This window comes from Ideonella livida, from assembly GCF_010499455.1.
Taxonomy (GTDB): domain Bacteria; phylum Pseudomonadota; class Gammaproteobacteria; order Burkholderiales; family Burkholderiaceae_C; genus Ideonella; species Ideonella livida.
The window spans coordinates 205907-227530 of sequence record NZ_JAAGOH010000001.1; the positions used below are offsets into that span (position 1 = coordinate 205907).

Annotated in this window: 23 protein-coding genes and 1 tRNA gene; 15 read left to right on the forward strand and 9 right to left on the reverse strand. The window is 68.6% G+C overall.

Going from position 1 to position 21624, the window contains the following annotated elements; translation table 11 throughout:
• The 9 genes from G3A44_RS01015 to G3A44_RS01055 all read left to right on the forward strand — a co-directional run bounded on the left by G3A44_RS01015 (position 1) and on the right by G3A44_RS01055 (position 5618).
• Positions 1-489 carry a hypothetical protein gene (locus G3A44_RS01015; protein WP_163455621.1) on the forward strand — a complete coding sequence of 163 codons (489 nt, stop codon included), beginning with the start codon at positions 1-3 and terminating at the stop codon, positions 487-489.
• Entirely contained in the window at positions 486-866 is a 381-nt protein-coding gene (locus tag G3A44_RS01020) for a GNAT family N-acetyltransferase (protein WP_163455622.1), read from the forward strand. Before G3A44_RS01015 ends, G3A44_RS01020 begins: the two co-directional genes overlap by 4 nt.
• Positions 863-1156 (forward strand): hypothetical protein, encoded by a 294-nt coding sequence (locus G3A44_RS01025; RefSeq protein WP_163455623.1) that lies wholly within the window; start codon positions 863-865, stop codon positions 1154-1156. Before G3A44_RS01020 ends, G3A44_RS01025 begins: the two co-directional genes overlap by 4 nt.
• Complete coding sequence (locus tag G3A44_RS23350) at positions 1153-1914, forward strand: hypothetical protein (protein WP_239061632.1); 762 nt, start codon at positions 1153-1155, stop codon at positions 1912-1914. Before G3A44_RS01025 ends, G3A44_RS23350 begins: the two co-directional genes overlap by 4 nt.
• A gap of 28 nt (positions 1915-1942) precedes the next feature.
• Positions 1943-3715 (forward strand): DNA cytosine methyltransferase, encoded by a 1773-nt coding sequence (locus tag G3A44_RS01035; protein ID WP_163455624.1) that lies wholly within the window; start codon positions 1943-1945, stop codon positions 3713-3715.
• 70 nt (positions 3716-3785) lie between these two features.
• Complete coding sequence (locus G3A44_RS01040; protein WP_163455625.1) at positions 3786-4103, forward strand: helix-turn-helix domain-containing protein; 318 nt, start codon at positions 3786-3788, stop codon at positions 4101-4103.
• An 86-nt stretch (positions 4104-4189) separates the two neighbouring features.
• A complete protein-coding gene (locus tag G3A44_RS01045) occupies positions 4190-4558 on the forward strand; it encodes a hypothetical protein (RefSeq protein WP_163455626.1) in 369 nt (122 codons plus the stop codon).
• Positions 4559-4658: 100 nt separating this feature from the next.
• Positions 4659-5012 (forward strand): hypothetical protein, encoded by a 354-nt coding sequence (locus G3A44_RS01050; RefSeq protein ID WP_163455627.1) that lies wholly within the window; start codon positions 4659-4661, stop codon positions 5010-5012.
• A gap of 117 nt (positions 5013-5129) precedes the next feature.
• Positions 5130-5618 carry an XF1762 family protein gene (locus G3A44_RS01055; RefSeq protein WP_163455628.1) on the forward strand — a complete coding sequence of 163 codons (489 nt, stop codon included), beginning with the start codon at positions 5130-5132 and terminating at the stop codon, positions 5616-5618.
• Positions 5619-6411: 793 nt separating this feature from the next.
• Here G3A44_RS01055 and G3A44_RS01060 read toward each other — a convergent pair.
• The 7 genes from G3A44_RS01060 to uvrC all read right to left on the reverse strand — a co-directional run bounded on the left by G3A44_RS01060 (position 6412) and on the right by uvrC (position 12213).
• Positions 6412-6702: a hypothetical protein gene (locus G3A44_RS01060; RefSeq protein WP_163455629.1), complete on the reverse strand. Its 291-nt coding sequence runs from the start codon at positions 6700-6702 to the stop codon at positions 6412-6414.
• Between the two features lie 86 nt (positions 6703-6788).
• Positions 6789-7919 carry a site-specific integrase gene (locus G3A44_RS01065; protein WP_163455630.1) on the reverse strand — a complete coding sequence of 377 codons (1131 nt, stop codon included), beginning with the start codon at positions 7917-7919 and terminating at the stop codon, positions 6789-6791.
• Between the two features lie 164 nt (positions 7920-8083).
• A tRNA-Val gene (locus G3A44_RS01070) sits at positions 8084-8159 on the reverse strand.
• Positions 8160-8171: 12 nt separating this feature from the next.
• Positions 8172-8459: an HU family DNA-binding protein gene (locus tag G3A44_RS01075; RefSeq protein WP_163455631.1), complete on the reverse strand. Its 288-nt coding sequence runs from the start codon at positions 8457-8459 to the stop codon at positions 8172-8174.
• Positions 8460-8536: 77 nt separating this feature from the next.
• Positions 8537-9451, reverse strand: a complete 915-nt coding sequence (locus tag G3A44_RS01080) for a DMT family transporter (protein ID WP_163455632.1) — start codon at positions 9449-9451, stop codon at positions 8537-8539.
• A 30-nt stretch (positions 9452-9481) separates the two neighbouring features.
• On the reverse strand, positions 9482-10048 hold the full coding sequence (gene pgsA, locus G3A44_RS01085) for a CDP-diacylglycerol--glycerol-3-phosphate 3-phosphatidyltransferase (protein WP_163455633.1): 567 nt from the start codon (positions 10046-10048) through the stop codon (positions 9482-9484).
• 119 nt (positions 10049-10167) lie between these two features.
• Positions 10168-12213, reverse strand: coding sequence for an excinuclease ABC subunit UvrC (gene uvrC / locus G3A44_RS01090; protein ID WP_163455634.1), 2046 nt, complete (start codon positions 12211-12213; stop codon positions 10168-10170).
• 37 nt (positions 12214-12250) lie between these two features.
• On the opposite strand from uvrC, the gene earP reads away from it, so the two are divergent.
• The 4 genes from earP to mnmC all read left to right on the forward strand — a co-directional run bounded on the left by earP (position 12251) and on the right by mnmC (position 17443).
• Positions 12251-13369, forward strand: a complete 1119-nt coding sequence (gene earP, locus G3A44_RS01095; RefSeq protein WP_163455635.1) for an elongation factor P maturation arginine rhamnosyltransferase EarP — start codon at positions 12251-12253, stop codon at positions 13367-13369.
• 272 nt (positions 13370-13641) lie between these two features.
• Complete coding sequence (gene efp / locus G3A44_RS01100) at positions 13642-14196, forward strand: elongation factor P (RefSeq protein ID WP_163455636.1); 555 nt, start codon at positions 13642-13644, stop codon at positions 14194-14196.
• A 94-nt stretch (positions 14197-14290) separates the two neighbouring features.
• Entirely contained in the window at positions 14291-15295 is a 1005-nt protein-coding gene (locus tag G3A44_RS01105) for a heme-dependent oxidative N-demethylase subunit alpha family protein (protein WP_163455637.1), read from the forward strand.
• 15 nt (positions 15296-15310) lie between these two features.
• Complete coding sequence (gene mnmC, locus G3A44_RS01110; protein WP_163455638.1) at positions 15311-17443, forward strand: bifunctional tRNA (5-methylaminomethyl-2-thiouridine)(34)-methyltransferase MnmC2/FAD-dependent 5-carboxymethylaminomethyl-2-thiouridine(34) oxidoreductase MnmC1; 2133 nt, start codon at positions 15311-15313, stop codon at positions 17441-17443.
• 15 nt (positions 17444-17458) lie between these two features.
• On the opposite strand, the gene rpiA is transcribed toward mnmC, so the two are convergent.
• Positions 17459-18121, reverse strand: a complete 663-nt coding sequence (rpiA, locus tag G3A44_RS01115) for a ribose-5-phosphate isomerase RpiA (protein WP_163455639.1) — start codon at positions 18119-18121, stop codon at positions 17459-17461.
• A gap of 58 nt (positions 18122-18179) precedes the next feature.
• Between rpiA and G3A44_RS01120 the strand changes: the two genes are divergently transcribed.
• Entirely contained in the window at positions 18180-19223 is a 1044-nt protein-coding gene (locus G3A44_RS01120; RefSeq protein WP_163455640.1) for a quinone-dependent dihydroorotate dehydrogenase, read from the forward strand.
• Between the two features lie 58 nt (positions 19224-19281).
• Positions 19282-20415, forward strand: coding sequence for a UDP-galactopyranose/dTDP-fucopyranose mutase family protein (locus G3A44_RS01125; protein WP_163455641.1), 1134 nt, complete (start codon positions 19282-19284; stop codon positions 20413-20415).
• 22 nt (positions 20416-20437) lie between these two features.
• Here G3A44_RS01125 and G3A44_RS01130 read toward each other — a convergent pair whose 3' ends face one another.
• Positions 20438-21604: an ABC transporter substrate-binding protein gene (locus tag G3A44_RS01130; RefSeq protein ID WP_163455642.1), complete on the reverse strand. Its 1167-nt coding sequence runs from the start codon at positions 21602-21604 to the stop codon at positions 20438-20440.
• Positions 21605-21624 lie beyond the last annotated feature (20 nt).

A 21624-nucleotide genomic window follows, 5' to 3' on the forward strand; every position in this document is an offset into this window, starting at 1 on the left:
GTGAAGTTCGACCGAGTCGTGCGATGGGAGTCCGCCACCTGGACCCCGCGCAAGCTGGCGATGCACATGAGCAAGCCCGCGCGCCAAGCAGCAAGCCAGGCCGCGAAATACCCGTTGCTGGCTGATGTGCTGGAGGCACCTCCTCCCGCCAGGGATCCGGCGGCTGAACTCCGGGCCCGCCAAGCCCGGATGACATCGGCGGAGAGCTCCATGCGCAACCTCCACGCGTCGCAGTGGCGAAATGCAAGGGCCAAGTACCGCGCGTGCACCCAAGAACAACGGGACGAGATTGACGCGAAATGGGCGACGTGGACCGGCCCACGCAATCCGGTGTGTTTCAGCTACCTAGTGCGCGTGGCCTCCGGCGAGTACCAGGCGATCACCGACCGCATGCGCCAGCGAGATCGTGAACTGAAGGCGGCCATCGATGCCCAGCGGATGGCAGAGGCGGCATGCAAACCCCAACTCTTTGAGGACGACTCCAAATGAGCGACCGCATCAATACCCCCTACGGGGCTTTCGAAATCGGGCCCATGCCCAGCCAACCCCAGGTTGCGCTGTGCCACGGCTTTTTTGTGCACCACGCCAAGCGCGGCCAAGGTTTCGGGCACCAGCTCAAGGCCCACCAGAACCGCATCCTGCGCGAGCGCCTGTACGACTTCAGCATCTGCACCGTGGACGGCGCCAACGAGCGGCAGAAGGCCGTGCTGACCCGGGCCGGCTGGCACTGGATGGCCAGCTTCCGCAACAGCAAGACCGGCGGCCACACCGAAATGTGGGGCTGGCATGTGCAGCCTACCGCCGCCGAAGCGAACACCTCCGCTCAGGCGGATCTGGCTCTGGAACTGGAAGGAGTCACAGCATGAGCAGCGGCGTCTTCAAGAAGCTGGCCAAGGCGCGCAAGGTGGCCCATGGCGCCGGGTTCCTCCTCCAGAAGCTGGAGGCGCAGTTCGGCGCCGAGTTCGGCGAAGGCATGCGGATCCAGGTCCGCCAGGCCATCAACGAGTGCCGCCAGCAAGGCGCGGCACTGGACGCGGTCACGGCGCAGAACGCAGTGGAAGCCGAGCGCATGCACGAGAAGCGTGCGCAGAACATCAAGGAGGCAGCCATCGCCAAAGCCACCGCCATCGCCAAAGCCACCGGGGACCATCCATGACTGACGCCACCAAGACCCTGGCCCAAGCCGCCCAGGCGGTGCTCGAGCGTTGGGATTCGCCGCAGTGGAAGTGGCTGAAGGAAGGGCCGACTGCCGACCTCATGCACGACATGCGCCGGGCCCTGGCCGCGCAGGAAGGAGCCAAGCCGGTGGCCGTTTGGGAATGCAAGGCCGGCGGGCTCAGGCCGTTGACGCAGACGCAGTACGAAAAGCAACCCGGCAACATCAAGAGGCATTACACGCGGATCGCCACGCATCCGGTGGCGGTGCCTGCCGACCCGCTGGACTGGCCGCTCCCGTGCGACGTGACAGTCGGGCATGTCACGATCAAACGCGGCTGCGATCTGCGGGCGTTGGTTTCCCGCATGCAGGTGCTCTATGACATGGTGGCGGCGCCTTTCGTCACGCGAGGTGAAGCCGCATGGGATGCGTTGACTGAGCAGTTCGTGGACGAGTTCCTTGAGGGCTACGAGCGCTTGGGCAACGACGAAGAAGGTCGTGACGCGCTTCATGTCCCGAGCGAAGCCGAGCGATTCGTCATCAAGGACGCGATCATGGGCCTGTTGGCGGAAGCTGATGGTGTCGCGCGCCGGCTCGCCGCCGCCCCTGCCGCGCCGGCCCAGGCGCAAGCCGAGCGCTTGGACCTGGATCACCTGATTTCGGAGTGTGTCCCGGGCGGGTCGATCTGCGACCCGCAGCATGTGGCGGACGCCATTCGGGCCTACTTCGATTCCCGGCGTGCCGCGCCCGCCGCCTGAAGGCAGCGCGACCGAAAGAGAAATCACCATGAACCGCGTAGACGTTGAAATCCGCCACTTCCATCTCTTCTCTGGCATCGGCATGGGCGCCAAGGGGTTCAACCGTGGCAGTGCCCGTGTTGGCAACCTGACCGCAAAGTTCCGGTGCCTTGGCGGCATCGATGTGGACCCCGCCGCCGTCCGTGACTTTGGCCGCGTGGCCGGCGTCCCGGGCACTGTCATGGACCTTTTCGACCGGGAGCAGTACCGCGCTTTCCACGGCGAGGAGCCGCCGGCAGACTGGCGCGAAGCCACCCCACAGGACATTCACCGGGCCGCGGGCAATGAGCGGCCCCATATCGTGTTCCTCTCTGCCCCGTGCAAGGGCTTCAGTGGCTTGCTGAGCGAGAGCAAGAGCAAGACTGACAAGTACCAGGCGCTGAACCGCCTCACGCTGCGCGGCGTGTGGCTGATGCTGGAGGCCTGGCAGCAAGACCCGCCGGAACTGGTGCTGTTCGAGAACGTGCCCCGCCTGGCAACCCGTGGCCGGGCCCTGCTGGACCAGATCACCGCCATGCTGCGCTCCTACGGCTACGCAACGGCCGAGACCACACACGACTGCGGCGAGCTGGGCGGCCTGGCCCAGAGCCGCAAGCGCTTCTTGCTGGTGGCTCGCCACCTGGAGAAGGTGCCCCCCCTGCTCTACCAACCGCAGACCCGGCCGCTGCGTGCTGTGGGCGATGTGCTGGGGCGGATGCCCCTTCCCGGAGACCTGCGCGCTGGCCCGATGCACCGCGTCCCCTCATTGCAGTGGAAGACCTGGGTTCGTCTTGCCTTTGTCGAGGCCGGCAGCGACTGGCGCAGCCTCAACCGTCTGGCCGTCGCTGATGGCGTGCTGAGCGATTACCTGATCGTCCCTGGTCACCACAACGGCCAGATTGGCGTGATGGCGCATGACCCGAGCGGGACTTTCGCTGACGTGGAGGCCGGCTCGTTTTCCGTGGCAGACCCGCGGGCCCGCCGGGGAGCAGCCCAGTACCAGCAGTACGGCGTCCGCCGCTGGAGCGACACCAGCGGCGCCGTGACAGGCCAATCTGCGCCGGGCGGTGGCTCTCACTCTGTCGCTGATCCGCGTTGCCCGAACGTGCTGCACAACAACGCATTCCGCGTCGTGCGGTACAGCGACCACGCCCAAGCCGTCACGGGCGGCACAGGCTCAGTTGGCGGCTGCGTTGCCGACCCGCGGCGCAGCGGCCCGGCATTCGGCAAGTACGCCGTGGCCCCCTGGGAGTCCGCCGCAGGGACGGTGATTGCAGGCAGCACGACGGGACAGGGCGCATATGCCGTGGCCGACCCCCGAAGCGGCATGGCAGCCGACCGGGAGGCCTATCAGTCCGGCGGGCACTACGGCGTGCTGCGCTGGGATGAGCCGAGCGGAGCAGTCAGTGCCGCCGCCTGCCACGACAACGGGCGCTGGAGCGTTGCGGACCACCGACTGCCGGTGTGCACCGAACACCTGGCCGCCGTCATCCTGTCTGAGGACGCCACCTGGCACCGGCCGTTCACCACTCTGGAGCTTGCCGCTCTTCAAAGTCTGGTCGATCCGGAGGAACAGATCGAACTGGACGGGCTGAGCGATCAAGCATGGCGTGAGCGCATTGGCAACGGCGTCCCGCCGGCAGCAGCCGAGGCCATCGCCAGCGAGATGGGCCGCACCCTGCTGCTGGCCTGGAGCGGGGAGACGTTCGCCCTGTCCATGGCTCCCGTGTGGGTCCGCCCCACGGTTGCAGCACTGATGGTCGCCCAAGGAAACATCGCCTGACCAGAGACGCCCCAGTTCGCCTGGGGTACTAGCGGCAGGCCCACCCCATTTGCGGCAGAACATGTCAGTCATGAACAGCCAGATCCAGCCCAGCACGCAATTCATCGTCATCCAGGCCCCGCCCACCGTTGACCTGGCTGGCGCAGCCGAGCTGATGAAGGTCCACCCGGAGAGTGTTCGGGAAATGATCCAGACCGGGGAGCTTGCCGCTGGCCAGCTTGGTCGTGGCTACGTCATCCGCACGGCCGATGTGATGGCCCTGGTGGACCGCAGCGTCATGGAGCAAACGGCGGCCCGCGTTGCCGCCCGCCAACGGTCTGGGCTCCCGACTGCCGGTGTGGTGGCCAAGTCGCCGGCCCGGCGCGTGCTGGGGAGGGCCCCGAAGTGAGAGGCAGAGCGCCGCCATCACCGGCGCAGACACGGTGTTCGGTGCATGAAGTGTTGTGGCTCACCCCACCCGAAGCGAGAAAGACCATGCAAGAGAAACTGCAACGACTGACCCGGTCCACGATGACCGAGGCCCAGCGCGCGTGCCACGACCTGCTGTGCGACGTGTTCCACGGCGAGCACCACGCGCCCGAGCGCATCTATGCCTTCGGGCGCGGCATCAAGTGCCACGCCGAGAGTCACCGGCTTTCGACGTTCGACTTCGACTACCTGACGCGGCTTGTGGTGCTGGCCCATGACGCCTGCGTGCGGGTGGAAGTGGTCAGCAGCGGCCCCGGGCGCATCGGCCTGGTGCTGCACAAGCGCGCCGGCCGCACCGGCAGCAGCTACGACCGGCACCCGACGATGGAAGAAGCCATCGAGCGCGTGCGGCCCAAGCGGCTGCAGGCAGCGTGAGGCCCAACGCCAAGGGTAACCGGCCCGCGTAGGCGGGACGCCGTAGCGGGTCCGGTTGACCCGCCTGTTCGGCCTCTGGTGCCGAAGCGAAAGGACAGACATGCCGACACTGAGATTCGAGGGCTACAGCGACGACACATTCGGCGAGGTGCTGCACACGAAGGACGACTACGACAACTGCGCCAGCGGCCGACCGATCGAGTACCTCGTGAGCGACCCGGCCACGGGCTTGGGCATTGTGGTGACGGGCCAGCACTGCCCCGGCGCCAGCGGTAGCTGGATGATCGGCGTGGCGAACCACGACCCCGACTACAGCGACCGCGATTTTCCGCGCTGGCCGATGCGGCTGGAGGCGCAGAACTACCGCAACGGATTCCAGCCGGCACTGGTGATCGAGGCGCCAGAAGGTGTGAAGCTCACCTGCTTGACCCGCGACGGTGGCGACGAGGACTGAGGCCGAACGCCTAAGTTCAGCTGCGAACCTAAACGAGCCGCCCACCCTTGCAGACAGCCGATGGCCGTCCGCTGCAACGCAGAGTTAGGCATGGTGCACGAAGCGAAAGGACAAGGAATGCGAAAGACACTGCTGCGCGTGGTGCCCTGCGACCTGAAGACCGCGAACGATTTTGTACGCAAACTGCACCGGCACAGTCGGCCCGTGGTGGGGCACAAGTTCGCGGTAGGCGTGGAGGCCTGCACGCGCACCGTTGAAGGCGAACAGTGGGAATTGGTGGGCGTGGCGATTGTGGGGCGCCCCGTGGCACCGCGCCTGGACAACGGCAAGGCCGCCGAAGTGACCCGCCTTTGCACCGATGGCACGCGCAACGCATGCAGCATGCTCTACGGGGCTGCCCGCCGCGCTGCGCGTGCCCTTGGGCATGCACCGATCTACACCTACACGCTGCCCGATGAGGGCGGCGCCAGTTTGCGGGCCGCTGGATTCAGGATCGACAAAGAGGACGCGGGCGGAAGCGCCGCGATGTGGCATAGCCGCCCCGGCCGGACGGCCGAGCCCGTTGGCGATGACCTCGTGGGCGGTAAGTGGCGGTGGGTTGGCTGAAAGAAGCCGCGATGAGCGACCAAGAGACGACGAACGAGGTGCAAGTGCTGCGCAAAGAAATGCGCCGCGTGCTGCAAGCGCCCAACGCCGAAGGTGAGCACCATGCCCAAGACTGACCACGACACCAATCCGGCAGAAGACGGGCATGTGTGGTCGACCGCAGAGCTGGGCCGGTGCCAAGCCGATAGCGACGGAGACTGCTGCCACGCAGATTGCCCGCAGTTGCGAGACAACGAACCGCACGCCACTGGGCGGCACTGCCCGCTTGATGTGGGCGACAACGTTGACGACTCATGGCTTGATGACAGCGAGCCGGAGTGCGAGCGTTGCGGAGACGATGGCCGCGACCCAATGAACGACTACCTGTTGCCGTGCCCGGACTGCGGCGGGAGCTGCTGATGCGTGTTGCGTGCATCCTAGGGCAGGAAACCTACAAACCAGGTGACCAGGCCCCCGATGGCTACCTGGCGTGGCACGAATGGGCCGAGGTGCAGCACAAAGCTGGCCTGCGGCAGAAGCAATGCGGCCGGTGCGGGTTGTGGCACTACCCGCAGCAGTTGAGCGCAACGGTTGACCGCACAGAGATGACGCGCGTGGTGAAGCGCCGGCCGACGGCCGTGACGGTTGAGACGCCAGTCTGCAACGACTGCAACAAAGGGGCCAGCTGAAGCGGCGACAAGTTCAGGGAATCGACACATCACCGCGACATGTCGATTTTCTGGCTGAATTTCGACATGTCAGCCCAAAAGAAGGCTACGGCGCATGCACAGGCCAGTTGCCGTCGGGGTCTACATCACGAAGGTCGCTTGAGCGCCATCATGAGGCTTTCAAACTCGCCTTCAGCTGCATTCAAATCCCCATAGCAGTCGCGATTCGACATTTCAAAGCCGAGCGCACACGAAAGCCAGTGGACGACGTAGCTTGCCTTTTCACGAGCGTACCCGTCCTCGGTAGCGCTGCAAAACTCTTTCCCCAGTGCAGTCACAGCGGCAAATACAGCCGCCTTTTCAAAGGAGGTTGACGCCTCCCTTGCAAGCTGAATAAGCTCGCCAAGCTTTTGAGCAGTGAATACAGGATCGTTCATGGTGGTTCAACCACGTTGGTTTGAAGACCATCACAATAACTCGAAACGCCCGAACAAAAACCAATACAAATATTTTTCTCTCCGGATCACCACAACTGCGCTGCCAAGTCCGAACCCCGCAAGTTGGCGTATCGCATCATCATCCGATGCGACTTGTGCCCGGTGATCTTCATGATCTGCGCTTCGGACAGGCGGGTGCGCTCGAACAAGCGCGACGTTGCTTCGTGCCGCAAGTCGTGGAACCGAAGGCCTTTGGCGCCGGCCTGGTTGAACACCCCAGCGAAGCGCTTGGACAGGTAGTCCGACACCGCGACCAGGTGCCGTTTGTCATGGGTTCCGTCCCACCACGGGAACAGGATGTCGGGAGGTTGATCCGGGTCTGGGGTCCGCGCCTCGGTGTAGATCTCGAGTTCTGCCAGCGCAACAGATGACAGCGGGACCTGTCGCTTATCCCCGTTCTTGGTCCGGTCCAGGAACACCGTCCGCCGGGCCTTGTCGATCTGGGGGAGCGTCAGGGTGTACATCTCACGCAGGCGCATTGCTGACTCGACGGCCAGCACATACAAGAACCGATGGGCGGCTGGATGCTCCATCGCCAGGGGCCTGTGGGACCTATGCAGCACCCCGGAGGCTATGACCGCCAGGATGGCCTCGTGCTCGCCAGGCTCCAGCCGGCGGTCCCGCTCAACGTCTTCCCGCTTCACCCCGCCTGATGCCTGCACGTCCGCCACGCTGTACTGGGCGTAGCCGTCCGGCAACGTCCGCAGCGGGTGATCTGGCAAAGTCAGGAACCCTTTGCGCATGCCCCAGTCTGTGCACCGGGCCACAGCACCAACGCGGGCCCGAATGGACGCAGGCGCAAGCGCCTCCAAGCGCTTCATGTCAGCAATCCACGCGTCCACCCATTGCGCGTTGATGGTCCTCAGCGGGGTATCACCTCTGCTCCGGAGGACGGCGGACAAGGCCTGCTGGTCTTTGTCACTGGGGTGCGCCTGTCGCTCGTACTCGCTCACCAGGTCGCGCAGCACCATCACGGACACCGGCCGCTCAAGATCTGTCGGGACTATCCCTCGGTCTAGCAGCGCATCAAGCTTGGCCGCATACGCGTCCCCCTCCTCTTCGGAGTCGAACGTCAGGTAGAGCGGCCGGTCCAGCACCCCAGAGCGCTTGAAGACGTATTGCCACTTTCCGTTTGGGGTCTTTTTCTTTCCTGCCATCCCGAGACTCTACGCCGTTTCTAGGCGTAGCTCAGTTGGTGAAGTCTGAATTTTGGTTGGTCAAGACTGGCTTTGGCGGGTCATTCGGCGGGCGAAACGCACAAAGAAAAACGGCCCGGATCGCTCCAGGCCGTTGATTTCATTGTATTTTTTCTGGGAGACGGTGGTGGGTGCTAACGGGCTCGAACCGCTGACCTACGCCTTGTAAGGGCGCCGCTCTACCAACTGAGCTAAGCACCCGTCTCCTGGGTCTCAGTCCTTCTGGGGACTGTTGACCGCGTCCTTCAAGCCCTTGCCAGCCTTGAAGCGTGGCAGCTTGGCGGCCTCGATGGCCACCGGCTCGCCGGTCCGGGGGTTGCGGCCCGTGCCGGCCTCGCGCTGGCTGAGACTGAAGCTGCCGAAGCCTGGGATCGAGACCGACTCCCCCCGGGCCAGGGCCTGGGTGATGCCTTCCAGCACGGCCTCCAGAGCCCGGGTGGCGGACAGCTTGGACAGGTCGGCTTGACGGGCCAGATGGTCGATCAGTTCAGTCTTGTTCATGGGCCGTGTGGCGCCTGCGGCCGCTTTAGCATCGCAGGCCTGGACCCGACGCAACGCTGAGCGGCGTGTATGTTACTTCACTTTGCAGCTGGGGCAGGGGCCGCTGCGCCACGAACCACCAGCGCCACGCCACAGGCAATGAGCAGCACGCCCGGCAGGGCCCAGCCACCCGGGGTCTCGCCAAAGAGCCACCAGGCCAGCGCAACGGTGCAGGGGGGCACCAGGTACATGAGGCTGGCCACCTGCGTGGCCGCCCCGCGTTGGATGAGCAGGTAGAGCAGCGAGCTGGCCCCCAGGGTCAACGCGCCCACGCTCCAGGCCAGGGCCCCCATCATCTCGGGCGCCCAGTCGACAGCCTCCGGCTCCAGCAGTGCCAGCGGAAGGCTCACCAGACCCGCTGCGGTGAGCTGCACGATGCCGGCGGTGCGGACGTCGCAGGGGCGGACAAAGCGCTTCTGATAGAGCGTGCCCCCGGTGATGGACAGCAGCGCGGTAACGGCCATGGCCAAGTTGGCGGCATGCACTTCACCGCCGCCGAGCTTGTGGGCCACCACCATGAACAGGCCGCCAAACCCCAGGGCCAGTCCGACCCATTGACGACGCGCCACATGATGGCCACCCGACCAAGACAGCCACAGCCCGGTCAGGATGGGCTGCAGGCCCACGATGAGCGCCGAGGTCCCGGCCCCCATGCCGTCCTTGACTGCCGCCCAGACCCCGCCCAGGTAGCCGGCGTGCATCAGGACCCCAGTGACGGCCAGATGCAGCAGTTGCCGGCGGTCAGACGGCCAGGCCGGCCGCGCCCAGGCCACCCACAGGCAGAAAGCCAGCACGGAGAACAGGTAGCGCAGGCAGAGGAAGGTGAAGGGCGGCGCATGCGGCATGCCATAGCGCGCAACGATGAAGCCCGTGCTCCAGATGAGCACGAACACGGCCGGCATCAGCCGCACCACCTGGGGGGGCAGTGCGCCCGCGGCAGAGGAAGAGGTCATGAAAGAGGGACAAAAGATCCGCAGCGGCGCTCAACGCGCCTTGGCTCGGATCTCAGGCAGGGCCTTCTGGAGGTAGTACACCATGGACCAGATGGTCAGCACGGCCGCCGCGATGATCAAGGCCGTGCCCCAGATGCGCGTGTCCACGACGCCAAACAGGGCCCCGTCGAAGAGCAGGAAGGGGATGGCCACCATCTGTACCATGGTCTTGAGCTTGCCCAGCATGTGGACCGCCACGCTGCGCGAGGCGCCGATCTGGGCCATCCACTCGCGCAGGGCAGAGATGGCGATCTCGCGGCCGATGATGACCAGGGCGATCAGCGCGTTGACGCGGTCCAGCTGCACCAGGATCAGCAGCGCCGCGCAGACCAGGAACTTGTCGGCCACGGGATCGAGGAAGGCGCCGAAGGCCGAGCTCTGGTTGAGCCGACGCGCCAGGTAGCCGTCGAGCCAGTCGGTGAGCGCCACGACCACGAACAGCACGGTCGCCACCTGGTTACGGGTGGCGGCCTCCCAGGGCAGGTAGAACACCCCGACGATGAGCGGGATGGCCACGATGCGGGCCCAGGTGAGCAGCGTGGGAACGGTGAAAAACATGGACAGGATTGTGCCGCGGGATTCCTTCAGCCCTGTGTCGCCCGATCGGGCGGCCCAGGGCGGCGCAAGGCCAAGGGAATCGAAGCCGGCGCCAGCACCGGGCGACGGCCCCGGCCGGGTCAGTGCAGGGCCTTGTAGATGTCCTCGGCCAGCTCGCGCGAAATGCCTTCGACGCTGGCCAAGTCGTCCACGCTGGCGGCGGTGACGCCCCGCACACCGCCAAAGCGCTGCAGCAGCCGGGCGCGCTTCTTGGGGCCGACGCCGGGGATCTCCTCCAGCCGGCTGCCGCCGGTGCGCACACTGGCGCGCTTGGCACGCATGCCGGTGATGGCAAAGCGGTGCGCCTCGTCGCGGATCTGCGCCACCAGCATCAGGGCCGCGGAATCAGGCGGCAGGCTGAGCTTATCGCGGCCGTCGGCGAAGACCAGCTCCTCCAGTCCGACCTTGCGGCCCTCGCCCTTCTCCACCCCCACCAGCAGGGACAGTGGCAGGCCCAGGGACTCGAAGACCTCGCGTGCCACGCCGATCTGGCCCTTGCCCCCGTCCACCAGGACTACATCCGGGAGGCGGACCTTGGCGGTGGCAGGCGGCGGCCCCTCCTGGGCCACCTGGTCGGCCAGCTTGGCATAGCGGCGGGTCAGCACCTGGCGCATGGCGGCGTAGTCGTCGCCTCCGGTGATGCCCTCGATGTTGAAGCGGCGGTACTCGCCACTCTGCATCTTGTGGCCCTGGAAGACCACGCAGGAGGCTTGGGTGGCCTCGCCGGCGGTGTGGCTGATGTCAAAGCACTCCACGCGGAAGGTATCCAGGTCCTCCAGCGGCAGGTCCAGCACATCCACCAGCGCACGGGTGCGCGCCTTCTGGGAACCTTCCTCGGCCAGCAGGCGGGCCAGGGCCAGGTCGCAGCCGGTGATGGCCATGTCCAGCCAGATGCGCCGCTGGTCGCGGGGCTGGTGCTGGGCGGTCAGGCGCACGCCGGTCTGGGCCGAAACGGCCGCCAGCAGGGCCTTGTCCACAGGTTGGCTGCAGACCAGCAGCGGCGGGGTGAAACCGTCCAGATAGTGCTGGGCGATGAAAGCATGCAGCACCGCCCGCTCGGCGCGGGCTAGCCGTTCCTCGGCGCTCAACGCGGCCGCCGGGGCCTCCCCGTCCTGCAGGGCGACGGCCTCGTCGGCCTCCAGGGTGGTCGCGTCGTCCACATGCGCCGGAAAGAAGGCACGGTCACCCAGGTGCCGCCCACCACGCACCATGGCCAGGTTGACGCAGGCCCGGCCACCGGCCACCTTGACCGCAAGGATGTCCACGTCGCGGCTGGCCCCGGACAGGCTGCTCTCGTCCACCGACTGCTGGTGCTGCACCTTGGCCAGGGCCGCCAGCCGGTTGCGGATCTCGGCCGCCTTCTCGAACTCCAGCACCTCGGCATGGGCCATCATCTGGCCCTGCAGCGCCTCCACCACCTCCTGCTGCTCACCCAGCAGGAAGCGTTCGGTATCTCGCACATCACGGGCGTAGTCCTGCGGCGAGATGAAGCCCACGCAAGGCCCCGAACAGCGCTTGATCTGGTACAGCAGACAGGGGCGTGACCGGTTGGCGTACACCGTGTCCTCGCAGGTGCGCAGCCGGAAGACCTTCTGGATCAGCTGGATGGTTTCCTTGACCGCCCAGGCCCCCGGATAGGGCCCGAAGTAGCGGTGGCGCCGGTCCACTGCGCCCCGGTAGTAGGCCACCCGGGGAAAGGCATGGCTGGCCAGCTTGAGGTAGGGGTAGCTCTTGTCGTCGCGGAAGAGGATGTTGAACCGTGGATTGAGCGCCTTGATGAGGTTGTTCTCCAGCAGCAGGGCCTCGGCCTCGCTGCGCACCACCGTGGTCTCCAGCCGGGCAATGCGCGAGACCATCAGGCCGATGCGGGTGCCGCCCAGGTCCTTCTGGAAATAGGTGGAGACACGCTTCTTCAGGTCCTTGGCCTTGCCCACATAGAGCACCTGCCCGGCGGCGTCGAAATAGCGGTAAACCCCGGGCAGACCGGGCAGGGCCGCCACCTCGGCGAGCAGGCGTTCACGCTGCGCCGCGCTGGGGGCGGGCGCGGTCGGCTCGGCGGGCCTGGGGTCCGGGACGTCACCGGGCGGGGGGGGCAGGCCTTCTGCGGCCGGGTCGGAGGCAGTCATCAGGCGCGGATTGTGCCGCCGGGATAATGCCCGGCCCATGCCCGACGCCGCGCCCGCCAGCCCCCCACTCCCCTCCCCCACCGCCCCGCGCCCCTGGGACCTGTTCTGCCGGGTGATCGACAACTTCGGCGACATCGGCGTGTGCTGGCGGCTGGCCGCCGACCTGGCCGACCGGGGCCAGCCGGTGCGCCTGTGGGTAGACGACCCGGGCGCCCTGGCCTGGATGGCTCCAGGGGGCCACCCGGGGGTGCGGGTGGGCCGCTGGGATGCGCACACCTGCTGGCCGGCGCCTGGCGCCGTGGTGGTCGAAGCTTTTGGTTGCGACCCGCCGACGGAATTCGTCGCCGCGATGGACCGGCAGCGCGCCCAAGGCCACCCGCCGGTATGGATCAACCTCGAGTACCTCAGCGCCGAGGATTACGTGGAGCGCTCCCACCGTCTGCCCTCGCCACAGTGGCGGCCGCCGGCACAGGGCCTGGTGAAGTGGTTCTTCTACCCCGGCTTCACCCCTGCCACCGGTGGCCTGCTGCGCGAGCCCGGCCTGTTGTCACGGCTGGCGGCTGCGCCGCCGCCGTGGCAGCAGGCGGGGGCCACGCCGCGACCTGGCGAGACCGTGGTCAGCCTGTTCTGCTACCCCCACGCCCCGCTGGCGGAGCTGCCCACGCTGCTGGGCCTGCAGTCACAGCCCGTGCTGCTGCTGCTCACCCCCGGCGCAGCCACCCGGGCCTGGCCACAGGCTTGGCCTGACGGCCCGCCACCGGGCTGGCGCGTCCACCCACTGCCTTGGCTGACCCAGCCAGACTTTGACCGCCTGCTGGCCGCCTGCGACCTGAACCTGGTGCGGGGCGAAGACTCCTTCGTGCGCGCCCAGTGGGCTGGCCGGCCGATGCTCTGGCACATCTACGCCCAGGACGACGGGGCGCATGCCGCCAAGCTCGACGCCTTCCTCGACCTCCTGACCCGGGACGCTCCCCCGGCGCTGGCGGACGCGGTGCGCCACCTGCACCACCGCTGGAATGGCATGCCCACCGGCGGTGTCTGGGCGCCTCCGGCGCTGCAAGACTGGCAGACGCTGGCACGGTCGTGGCGGTCCCGTCTGGCCCTGCAGGACGACCTCACCAGCCAGCTGCTGCGCTTTGTCACCCAATCTGGGTAAAATCCCGGGTTTTGCGGAATTCGGCTGCCTCTCCAGGCATCTGGCACCGGCGGGGTCTTGCACGGACCCATCCAGGCGCCGGGTGGGCGTGACGGCCAGAACCGCCCGATACGCCGGCCAAGCCCCAAGGGGGCGGTCCGGACCGGGCGCCCGCCAGAACCTTCCCAGCTGAACCTCAACACCCTGGCCCCGTGCCCGCCGGCAACTTCCGCCGCCCGGACGCCCGGCCGACACCGCCCGCACCGGGCGGTCATTCCCTACGGAACCGCACCATGAAACTCGCTCAGGAAATCCGCGCCGGCAACGTGATCATGCAGGGCAAGGACCCGATGGTCGTCCAGAAGACCGAATACAGCCGTGGCGGCCGCGGCGCGGCCACCGTGCGCATCAAGATGAAGAACCTGTTGAACGGCGGCGGCGCCGAGACGGTGTTCAAGGCCGACGAGAAGATGGACCTGGTGATCCTCGACAAGAAGGACTGCACCTACACCTACTTCGCCGACCCGATGTACGTCTTCATGGACACCGAGTACAACCAGTACGAAGTGGAAGCCGACAACATGGGCGACGCCATCTCCTACCTGCAAGACGAGATGGCCGTGGAAGTGACCTTCTACGACGGTAAGGCCATTTCCGTGGAACTGCCCACCACCGTGGTGCGTGAGATCGAGACCGAGCCCGCCGTCAAGGGCGACACCTCCGGCAAGGTCATGAAGCCCGCCCGCATCGTCGGCACCGGCTTCGAAATCGCGGTGCCGCTGTTCGTGGAAAACGGCGACAAGGTCGAAATCGACACCCGCACCCACGAATACAAGAAGCGCGTCTGATCCCGCGCCGGCTGGAAGTCCGCTTCCGGCCCAAGAATGGGGGCACCTGCTGGTGCCCCTTTTTCATTCCTGCAGCCCGCGTCCGGTCCCGCCCATGTCCGTCGAAACCCCGCCCGCCTTCGACTTCGCGCACGCCCTGACCGTGCCTTTCCGCATGCAGCCAGGCCTGCGCCGGCTGCCCGAAGGGGCCGTGCAGCTCACCCCGGTGCGTGCAGGCGCCCGGCACCTGCGCGAGAAGCTCGCCGTGCTGCTGAACTGGCCGGACCAGGCGCTGCTGACCCTGCCGGACTTTGACGCCGAGCCCGCCCTGCAGGCACTGGCCACCCACGCCGCAGCAGAACACCCCCAGGCCTGGACGGTGGACCCGGACGGCAGCTGGCGGGCCCGCGCCCTGGGCTGCACAGTCCGGCCGGACGGCAGCCTGCAAACCTTGCCCCAGGCCTGGGTGGAACCTGCCCAGGCCCTGCACGCCTTGCCCACCGCCTGGCGCCGGGCCGCACTGCTGGCGCTGGCCTTCGAGGAGGACTTCGCCATCGTCGACGGGGCCAGCGCCACGCTGCCGTGGCTGGCGGTGTGCCTGCCCTCGCACTGGGCGCCGGCCCAGAAGCTGGGGCAGCACTTTGCCCAAGTGCACGCACCGGTGGCCGACGCCGAGCTGCTGCGCCAGTCGGGGGCGCACCTCATGGCCCTGGTCAGCGGCCCGCAGCGCTGGGAGCGGTTTGTCTGGACCCTGACCCGCCATCCCCGTCTGCACGCCCATCCCGACCGCTGCGACCCGGCTCCCTGGCCCGAGACGGTCACGCCGGACGCGCTGGCTGCCCAGTGCTGGTGGCGCACCGAGCGCCAGACCTTCATCCCCTTGCCGGAACGGCGCCAGGCGGTCTTCACGATCCGTGTGCAGAGCACCCGCCTGCCGGAAGTGCCCTTCACCCCCGAACAGGCCCAGCGTCTGCATGACAGCCTGGCCTCGATGAGCCCCGCCGTGCTGGACTACCGCAGCCTGAGCCCGGCCCGCGACCGCCTGCTGCACTGGCTGTCCGGGCAAGCCCGCCCCCTGGACGACCGCCTGGGCACCGGACCGGCCGCCGCCTGGCGCTGAATCGAGAAGCAGGCTATGCAGACCCATCCGATCCAGCCCGCCCAGGTGGCCTTTGACGATCCGGCACACGGTGGCACCCCCTACGCCCCCGACTTCGGCGACGTCTACCACGCCAAGGCTGGAGCCTTCGCGCAGGCGCGGCAGGTGTTTCTGGGTGGCAACGGCCTGCCTGCCCGCTGGGCAGGCCGAGAGCGCTTTGTCATCGCCGAGACCGGTTTCGGCCTGGGCAACAACTTCCTGGCCACCTGGCAGGCGTGGCGCGAAGACCCGCAGCGCCCCGCCCGGTTGGTGTTTCTCTCCGTGGAGAAGCACCCGCTGCGCGCGGCAGACCTGGAACGCGCCCATGCCCACAGCCCGGCGCCGGCGCTGGCCCACGCGTTGCAGGCGCAGTGGCCGCCCCTGACCCACGACCTGCACACCCTGACTTTCGACGGTGGGGCCGTAACCCTGCTGCTGGCCCTGGGCGATGCCCATACCTGGCTGCCCCAGTGGGTGGCCGAGGTGGACGCCTTCTACCTAGACGGCTTCGCCCCGGCCGCCAACGCGCGGATGTGGGACGCACGCCTGCTACAGGCCTGCGGCCGCCTGGCTGCGCCCGACGCCACCGCCGCCACCTGGAGCGCCGCGCGTGCCGTGCGCGACGGATTGTCGGCCGCGGGCTTCGAGGTGCGGCGGGTGCCCGGCTTTGGTGGCAAGCGCGACATGACGGTGGCCGGACGGCGCGCACGGGACATTCCCCTGGCCCACCGGGTGCCGCCGGGGCGGTGGAGCGCTGCGCACACCGGTCGACCGGCCCGGCACGCGCTGGTGATCGGTGCGGGCCTGGCGGGTGCGTCCGCCGCGCGCGCCCTGGCCGCCCAGGGCCTGAGGGTGACGGTGCTGGAGCGGTGCGCCGGCGCCGCCCGGGAGACCTCCGGCAACCCCGCGGGCATCTTCCACCCCGTGGTGCATGCCCACGACGGCGCCCATGCCCAGCTGCTGCGGGCGGGCGCGCGACGCACCTGCCAACTGCTGCGCACCGCCCTGGCCGAGGGCGCTCCCCTGCCCGGTGAGGCCCACGGCCTGCTGCGTGGCACCCAAGCCGCCGACGAGGGCGAAACCGACCCGCACGGCCCCCCTGGGGCTGACCCCTTGCCAGGCATGGAGGCACTCATCGCCCGGCACGGCCTGCCGGCCGACTGGGTGCAAGCCCTGGCGCAGCCTCAGGCCTCGGCCCTGGCGGACCAGCCGCTGGCCGGCCCTGCCTGGCATTTCCAGGACGCCGGCTGGGTCAGCCCCGCGGTGCTGGTCCACCACTGGCTGAGCCTGCCCGGCGTGACGCTGCGCACCGGTGCTGAGGTGGCGGCGCTGCACCCGCCATCCCCCGACGGCGAGAGCAACGGCACGCCCACGGGCTGGCAGGCCCGGGACGCCCAGGGCGCCGTGCTGGCCCAGGCCGACGTGGTGGTGCTGGCCAATGCCCGGGGGCTGGCTCCACTGCTGCACGCGCTGCTGCCCGACGTGGAGGGCTGGCCCTGGGGGCAAAGCCGTGGCCAGGTGAGCTGGTGGCCGCAAGAGGCGGCCAGCGCGGTCAGCCTGCCCACTCTCTCGCGCCCGCTGGCCAGCGGCGGCTACGCCCTGGCCCTGCCGCCCGCGCTGGGCGGCGGGCTGCTCTGCGGCGCCACCAACCAACGGGAAGACGACGATCCGCAGGTCCGCGTCGCCGACCATGCCCGCAACCTGGACCGCCTGGGGGAATTGCTGGCGGCGCCCCTGCCCCAGGCCCAGCGCGAGGCCGCACTGGCGGCCGGCCCGCGGGGCAAAGTGGGCTGGCGGCTGATGGTCGATGACCGGTTGCCACTGATGGGCCCGGTGCCGCTGCCCGCGCGGACCCTTTCCGCCCAGGGGGCCCGTCGGCTGGAACAGCCACGTTTTGTGCCGCGGCAGCCCGGGCTCTACCTGCTGTCCGCCCTGGGCTCACGCGGGCTGACCGTGGCCCCGCTGCTGGGCGAGGCGCTGGCCGCTTGCATCACCGGGGCCCCGAACCCCCTGCCGGCCGACCTGCTGGACGCGGTGGACCCGGCACGCTTCATCGCCCGGGCGGCGCGCCGGCCTCCGACGAAGGGCCAACCGCCCGCCGATGCGGGCGGCGGCGATGCCCCGGCCTGAAGCCGGGACGCGCTTTCAGAAAGTCAGGGTGCGCACGCCTTCGGGCGTGCCCAGGAGGCAGACCTTGGCCTTGTGACGGGCAAAGATGCCCACCGTCACCACGCCAGGCCACTGGCTCACCTCGGCCTCCATGGCCAGCGGGTCGGTGATCTGCAGACCACGCACGTCGACGATGACGTTGCCGTTGTCGGTGGTCACGCCCGCACGCACCTGCGCCTGCCCGCCATAGGCCTGGCCAAAGCGGCGGATGACCTGGGTGGCGGCCATGGGAATGACCTCCACCGGCAGCGGGAAGGCACCCAGGGTGTCCACCAGCTTGCTGGCGTCGGCGATGCAGATGAAGCGTTCGGCCAGGTCAGCCACGATCTTTTCGCGCGTGAGCGCTGCGCCACCGCCCTTGATCATGTGGCCGCCATGGTCGATCTCGTCGGCGCCGTCGATGTAGACCGGGATGGACGAGACCTCGTTGGCGTCCAGCACCTTGATGCCCAGGGCCAGCAGGCGCTCGGTGCTCTTGACCGAGGACGACACCGCACCGGCGATTTGGTCCTTCAGGGGGGCCAGCGCGTCGATGAAGCAGTTCACCGTCGAGCCCGTGCCCACCCCCACGATGCTGCCCGGGACCACATGGGCCACGGCAGCCTGGCCCACGAGGGCCTTGAGTTCGTCTTGCGTCATGCGCCGATTATCCCCAACTCGGCGAAAATCAAGGGTTTTCCGCCTCCGCTCCCGCCCCATGGCCCTCATCCCCTACGCCCTCGCCCGCCCCTTCCTCTTCGGCATGGATCCGGAGGCTGCGCACGACCTGACGATGCAGCGCCTGGCCCAGTTCCAGAACACGCCGCTGCAGTGCCTGTGGGCGCAGCCCCGGGTCAGCGACCCGGTGACCGTGGCGGGGTTGAAGTTCCCCAACCGGGTGGGTCTGGCCGCAGGCCTGGACAAGAACGGCCGCTGCATCGACGGCCTGGGCGCCATGGGCTTCGGCTTCATCGAGGTGGGCACCGTCACGCCCAAGGGCCAGCCCGGCAACCCCAAGCCGCGCATGTTCCGCCTGCCCGAGCGCCAGGCCCTGATCAACCGCCTGGGCTTCAACAACGAGGGGCTGGACAGCTTCCTGGCCAATGTGAAGCGGGCGCACAGCTTCCGCGCCGCCGGCGGCGTGCTGGGCCTGAACATCGGCAAGAACGCCGCCACCCCGATCGAGAACGCGGTGGACGACTACCTGATCGGCCTGGAAGGCGTGTTTCCGCATGCCGACTACATCACCGTCAACATCTCCAGCCCCAACACCAAAAACCTGCGCGCGCTGCAGAGCGACGAGGCGCTGGACGGGCTGCTGGGCGCGCTGACCGAGCGCAAGGCCCGCCTGAGCCAGGCCCAGGGCCGGCAGGTGCCCATGTTCCTGAAGATCGCGCCCGACCTCGACGAGGCCCAGATCGGTGTGATTGCCGCCACGCTGCGCAAGCACGGCGTGGAAGGGGTGATCGCCACCAACACCACCCTCAGCCGGGAGGCGGTGCAGGGCCTGCCCCACGCCCAGGAGGCCGGGGGCCTGTCCGGCGCGCCGGTGCTGGCCGCCAGCAACCGGGTCATCGCCGCCTTGCGCGCCGCGCTGGGCGCGGCTTACCCCATCATCGGCGCCGGCGGCGTGCTCAGCGGCGAAGATGCCCGCAGCAAGCTGGCCGCCGGCGCCGACCTTGTGCAGGTCTATTCAGGCCTGATCTACCGGGGCTCGGCCCTGGTGCCCGAGGCGGCCCGGGCCCTGGCCCGCCGCCCCTGAGGCGGCCACCGCGGCCGCCCGCATCCCACGTCCTACAAACACCCACTGGGAGATCCACATGTCTGACACCCCCTCCGCCGTGCGCCACTACGGCTTCGCCGGCGCCGGCCTGTCCTGCGCGGTCATTGCCCGCGAGCTGGCCGAGGCCGGCCACCGCTGCACCCTGTTCGAGGCCCGCCCCCATGTGGCCGGCAACTGCCACACCGAGCGTGACGCCGACTCCGGGGTGATGGTGCACATCTACGGCCCGCACATCTTCCATACCGACGACGACGAGGTCTGGGCGCTGGTCAACCGCTACATGCGCTTCATGCCCTACGTGAACCGGGTGAAGGCCGTCACCGGCGGGCGGGTGTTCTCGCTGCCCATCAACCTGCTGACCATCAACCAGTTCTTCGGTCAGACGCTCAACCCGACCCAGGCCCGCGCCTTCATCGAGGCCCAGGCCGACACCTCCATCACCGACCCGCAGACCTTCGAGGAGCAGGCGCTGCGCTTCATCGGCCGGCCCCTGTACGAGGCCTTCTTCCGTCAATACACGCTCAAGCAGTGGGAGGTGGACCCCAAAGACCTGCCCGCGTCCATCCTCAAGCGTCTGCCGGTACGTTTCAACTACGACGACAACTACTTCGCCCACAAGCACCAGGGCATGCCCGAAGAGGGCTACACCGCGATGGTCGAGCGCATGCTGGACCACCCGAACATCACCGTGCACCTGGGCCAGCGCCTGGAGACCTCGCAGGTGGGTCAGTACGACCACGTGTTCTGGTCCGGCCCGCTGGACGCCTACTTCGGCCACCGCGAAGGCCGCCTGCCCTACCGCACCCTGGACTTCGAGCGCTTCGACGCCGAAGGCGACGTGCAGGGCTGCGCGGTGCTGAACTACTGCGACGACAGCGTGCCCTTCACCCGCATCACCGAGCACAAGCACTTCGCCCCCTGGGAGACGCATGCGCGCTCGGTCTGCTACCGCGAGTTCAGCCGCCGCTGCGGCGAAGACGACATCCCCTACTACCCGGTGCACCTGACCCAGGGCGATGACGTGCTCAAGCGCTACCAGGCGCTGGCCGCCGCCGAAGCCGGCGTGACCTTCGTGGGCCGCCTGGGCACCTACCGCTACATGGACATGGACGTGACCATCCGCGCCGCCCTGGACGCCGTGCGCGCCTTCCGGGCCGCCCGCGGCGCCTGATCGGTGCAGGCCGCGCCGGGGCTCAGTACACCAGGGCGCCGTCGCGGCCGATCATCGACAGGCTGCGGTAGCCCGGCGCCCGCCGGTTGACCGCCACCGGCAGGTCGGCCACCTGCACCTGTGGCGGCAGACCCGCCAGGGTGCGCCACACGCCGGCCGCCGTGGGGCGCGGGCCACTGCGGCGCAGGCTGTCCAGCAGCAGCCGGGCGGCGATGTAGGACTCCGTCATCGCCAGCGTCGGGCTCAGGTCGGCCGGCCCCCACCGCTTGTAGGCCGCCAGGAACTCGCGCGAGAGCAGGCGCTTGGGGTCCCGCGGGTTGGGCACCAGCTGCGAGATCAACACCCCACGCGCGGCCTGAGGCCCCACCACCGCCGCCAGCTGCGTGGCCTCGGCCGACGACAGCGCGATGAGCTGCGCCCGCCCGCCAGCCTGGGTGTAGAGCTTGGCGAAGTTGGCCACCGCCGCGGTGTTGGAGGCCAGGATCACCGCATCCACGCCCTGCCCGGCCAGGGTCTGGGCCGCCGCCATCACCTCGGCGCTGCCCGTGGGATGGGTGTGCACCCCCAGCAGCCCCACCTTCTCGGCCTGGGCCTGCTGGCGCACCAGGGCGCTGACCTCCTCCCCGTCGGCATCGTCGGTGGTCACCAGGGCCACCCGCCGGCTGGCGATGGTGCCCAGGTGGCGGAAGACCGACTCCACCTCATCGGCATAACTGCCCCGGGTGAGGACCACCCCCGCCGGCAGCGGGGCCAGGGCCTGCACGCTGCCACTGAAAACCCCGACCAACGGCAGCTGCCACTGCGTCAGCCAGCCGCCCGGAGTCCCCTGGGCCAGCTCTTGCACGCTGTGGCGGCCCACCAGACCGAACAGGGCCACCGGCTGACGGGCCAGCGCTTGGCGCACCTGCTGCACCACCTGGCCACGCTGCTCGTCCAGGGTCAACAGGCTGACCGGCCCGCCCGGCACCGGGTCCTGGGCATTGGCCTCGTCAAAGGCGATCTGGGCCCCCAGGCGGACGTGATACCCCAGTCCCCCGTCCACGCCGGTCAGCGGCGCCACCTGCAGCACGGTCAGCTGGGCCAGGGCGGCCGGGGATCCGGCCATCAGGCTGCCAGCCAGGGCGGCGCAGCGCCACAGGCGGCCCGGGGCCGCGGGTCGGACCGCCTGCGGCGGCAGTGTCTTTGGCATACACCCTCACGTTCATTGCA

Excerpts from the sequence above, each read along its gene's own strand:
- G3A44_RS01020 (WP_163455622.1), top strand. The coding sequence starts at position 486 with ATGAGCGACCGCATCAATACCCCCTACGGGGCTTTCGAAATCGGGCCC.
- G3A44_RS01025 (WP_163455623.1), top strand. The coding sequence starts at position 863 with ATGAGCAGCGGCGTCTTCAAGAAGCTGGCCAAGGCGCGCAAGGTGGCC.
- G3A44_RS23350 (WP_239061632.1), top strand. The coding sequence starts at position 1,153 with ATGACTGACGCCACCAAGACCCTGGCCCAAGCCGCCCAGGCGGTGCTC.
- G3A44_RS01035 (WP_163455624.1), top strand. The coding sequence starts at position 1,943 with ATGAACCGCGTAGACGTTGAAATCCGCCACTTCCATCTCTTCTCTGGC.
- G3A44_RS01040 (WP_163455625.1), top strand. The coding sequence starts at position 3,786 with ATGAACAGCCAGATCCAGCCCAGCACGCAATTCATCGTCATCCAGGCC.
- G3A44_RS01045 (WP_163455626.1), top strand. The coding sequence starts at position 4,190 with ATGCAAGAGAAACTGCAACGACTGACCCGGTCCACGATGACCGAGGCC.
- G3A44_RS01050 (WP_163455627.1), top strand. The coding sequence starts at position 4,659 with ATGCCGACACTGAGATTCGAGGGCTACAGCGACGACACATTCGGCGAG.
- G3A44_RS01055 (WP_163455628.1), top strand. The coding sequence starts at position 5,130 with ATGCGAAAGACACTGCTGCGCGTGGTGCCCTGCGACCTGAAGACCGCG.
- G3A44_RS01060 (WP_163455629.1), bottom strand. The coding sequence starts at position 6,702 with ATGAACGATCCTGTATTCACTGCTCAAAAGCTTGGCGAGCTTATTCAG.
- G3A44_RS01065 (WP_163455630.1), bottom strand. The coding sequence starts at position 7,919 with ATGGCAGGAAAGAAAAAGACCCCAAACGGAAAGTGGCAATACGTCTTC.
- G3A44_RS01075 (WP_163455631.1), bottom strand. The coding sequence starts at position 8,459 with ATGAACAAGACTGAACTGATCGACCATCTGGCCCGTCAAGCCGACCTG.
- G3A44_RS01080 (WP_163455632.1), bottom strand. The coding sequence starts at position 9,451 with ATGACCTCTTCCTCTGCCGCGGGCGCACTGCCCCCCCAGGTGGTGCGG.
- pgsA (WP_163455633.1), bottom strand. The coding sequence starts at position 10,048 with ATGTTTTTCACCGTTCCCACGCTGCTCACCTGGGCCCGCATCGTGGCC.
- uvrC (WP_163455634.1), bottom strand. The coding sequence starts at position 12,213 with ATGACTGCCTCCGACCCGGCCGCAGAAGGCCTGCCCCCCCCGCCCGGT.
- earP (WP_163455635.1), top strand. The coding sequence starts at position 12,251 with ATGCCCGACGCCGCGCCCGCCAGCCCCCCACTCCCCTCCCCCACCGCC.
- efp (WP_163455636.1), top strand. The coding sequence starts at position 13,642 with ATGAAACTCGCTCAGGAAATCCGCGCCGGCAACGTGATCATGCAGGGC.
- G3A44_RS01105 (WP_163455637.1), top strand. The coding sequence starts at position 14,291 with ATGTCCGTCGAAACCCCGCCCGCCTTCGACTTCGCGCACGCCCTGACC.
- mnmC (WP_163455638.1), top strand. The coding sequence starts at position 15,311 with ATGCAGACCCATCCGATCCAGCCCGCCCAGGTGGCCTTTGACGATCCG.
- rpiA (WP_163455639.1), bottom strand. The coding sequence starts at position 18,121 with ATGACGCAAGACGAACTCAAGGCCCTCGTGGGCCAGGCTGCCGTGGCC.
- G3A44_RS01120 (WP_163455640.1), top strand. The coding sequence starts at position 18,180 with ATGGCCCTCATCCCCTACGCCCTCGCCCGCCCCTTCCTCTTCGGCATG.
- G3A44_RS01125 (WP_163455641.1), top strand. The coding sequence starts at position 19,282 with ATGTCTGACACCCCCTCCGCCGTGCGCCACTACGGCTTCGCCGGCGCC.
- G3A44_RS01130 (WP_163455642.1), bottom strand. The coding sequence starts at position 21,604 with ATGCCAAAGACACTGCCGCCGCAGGCGGTCCGACCCGCGGCCCCGGGC.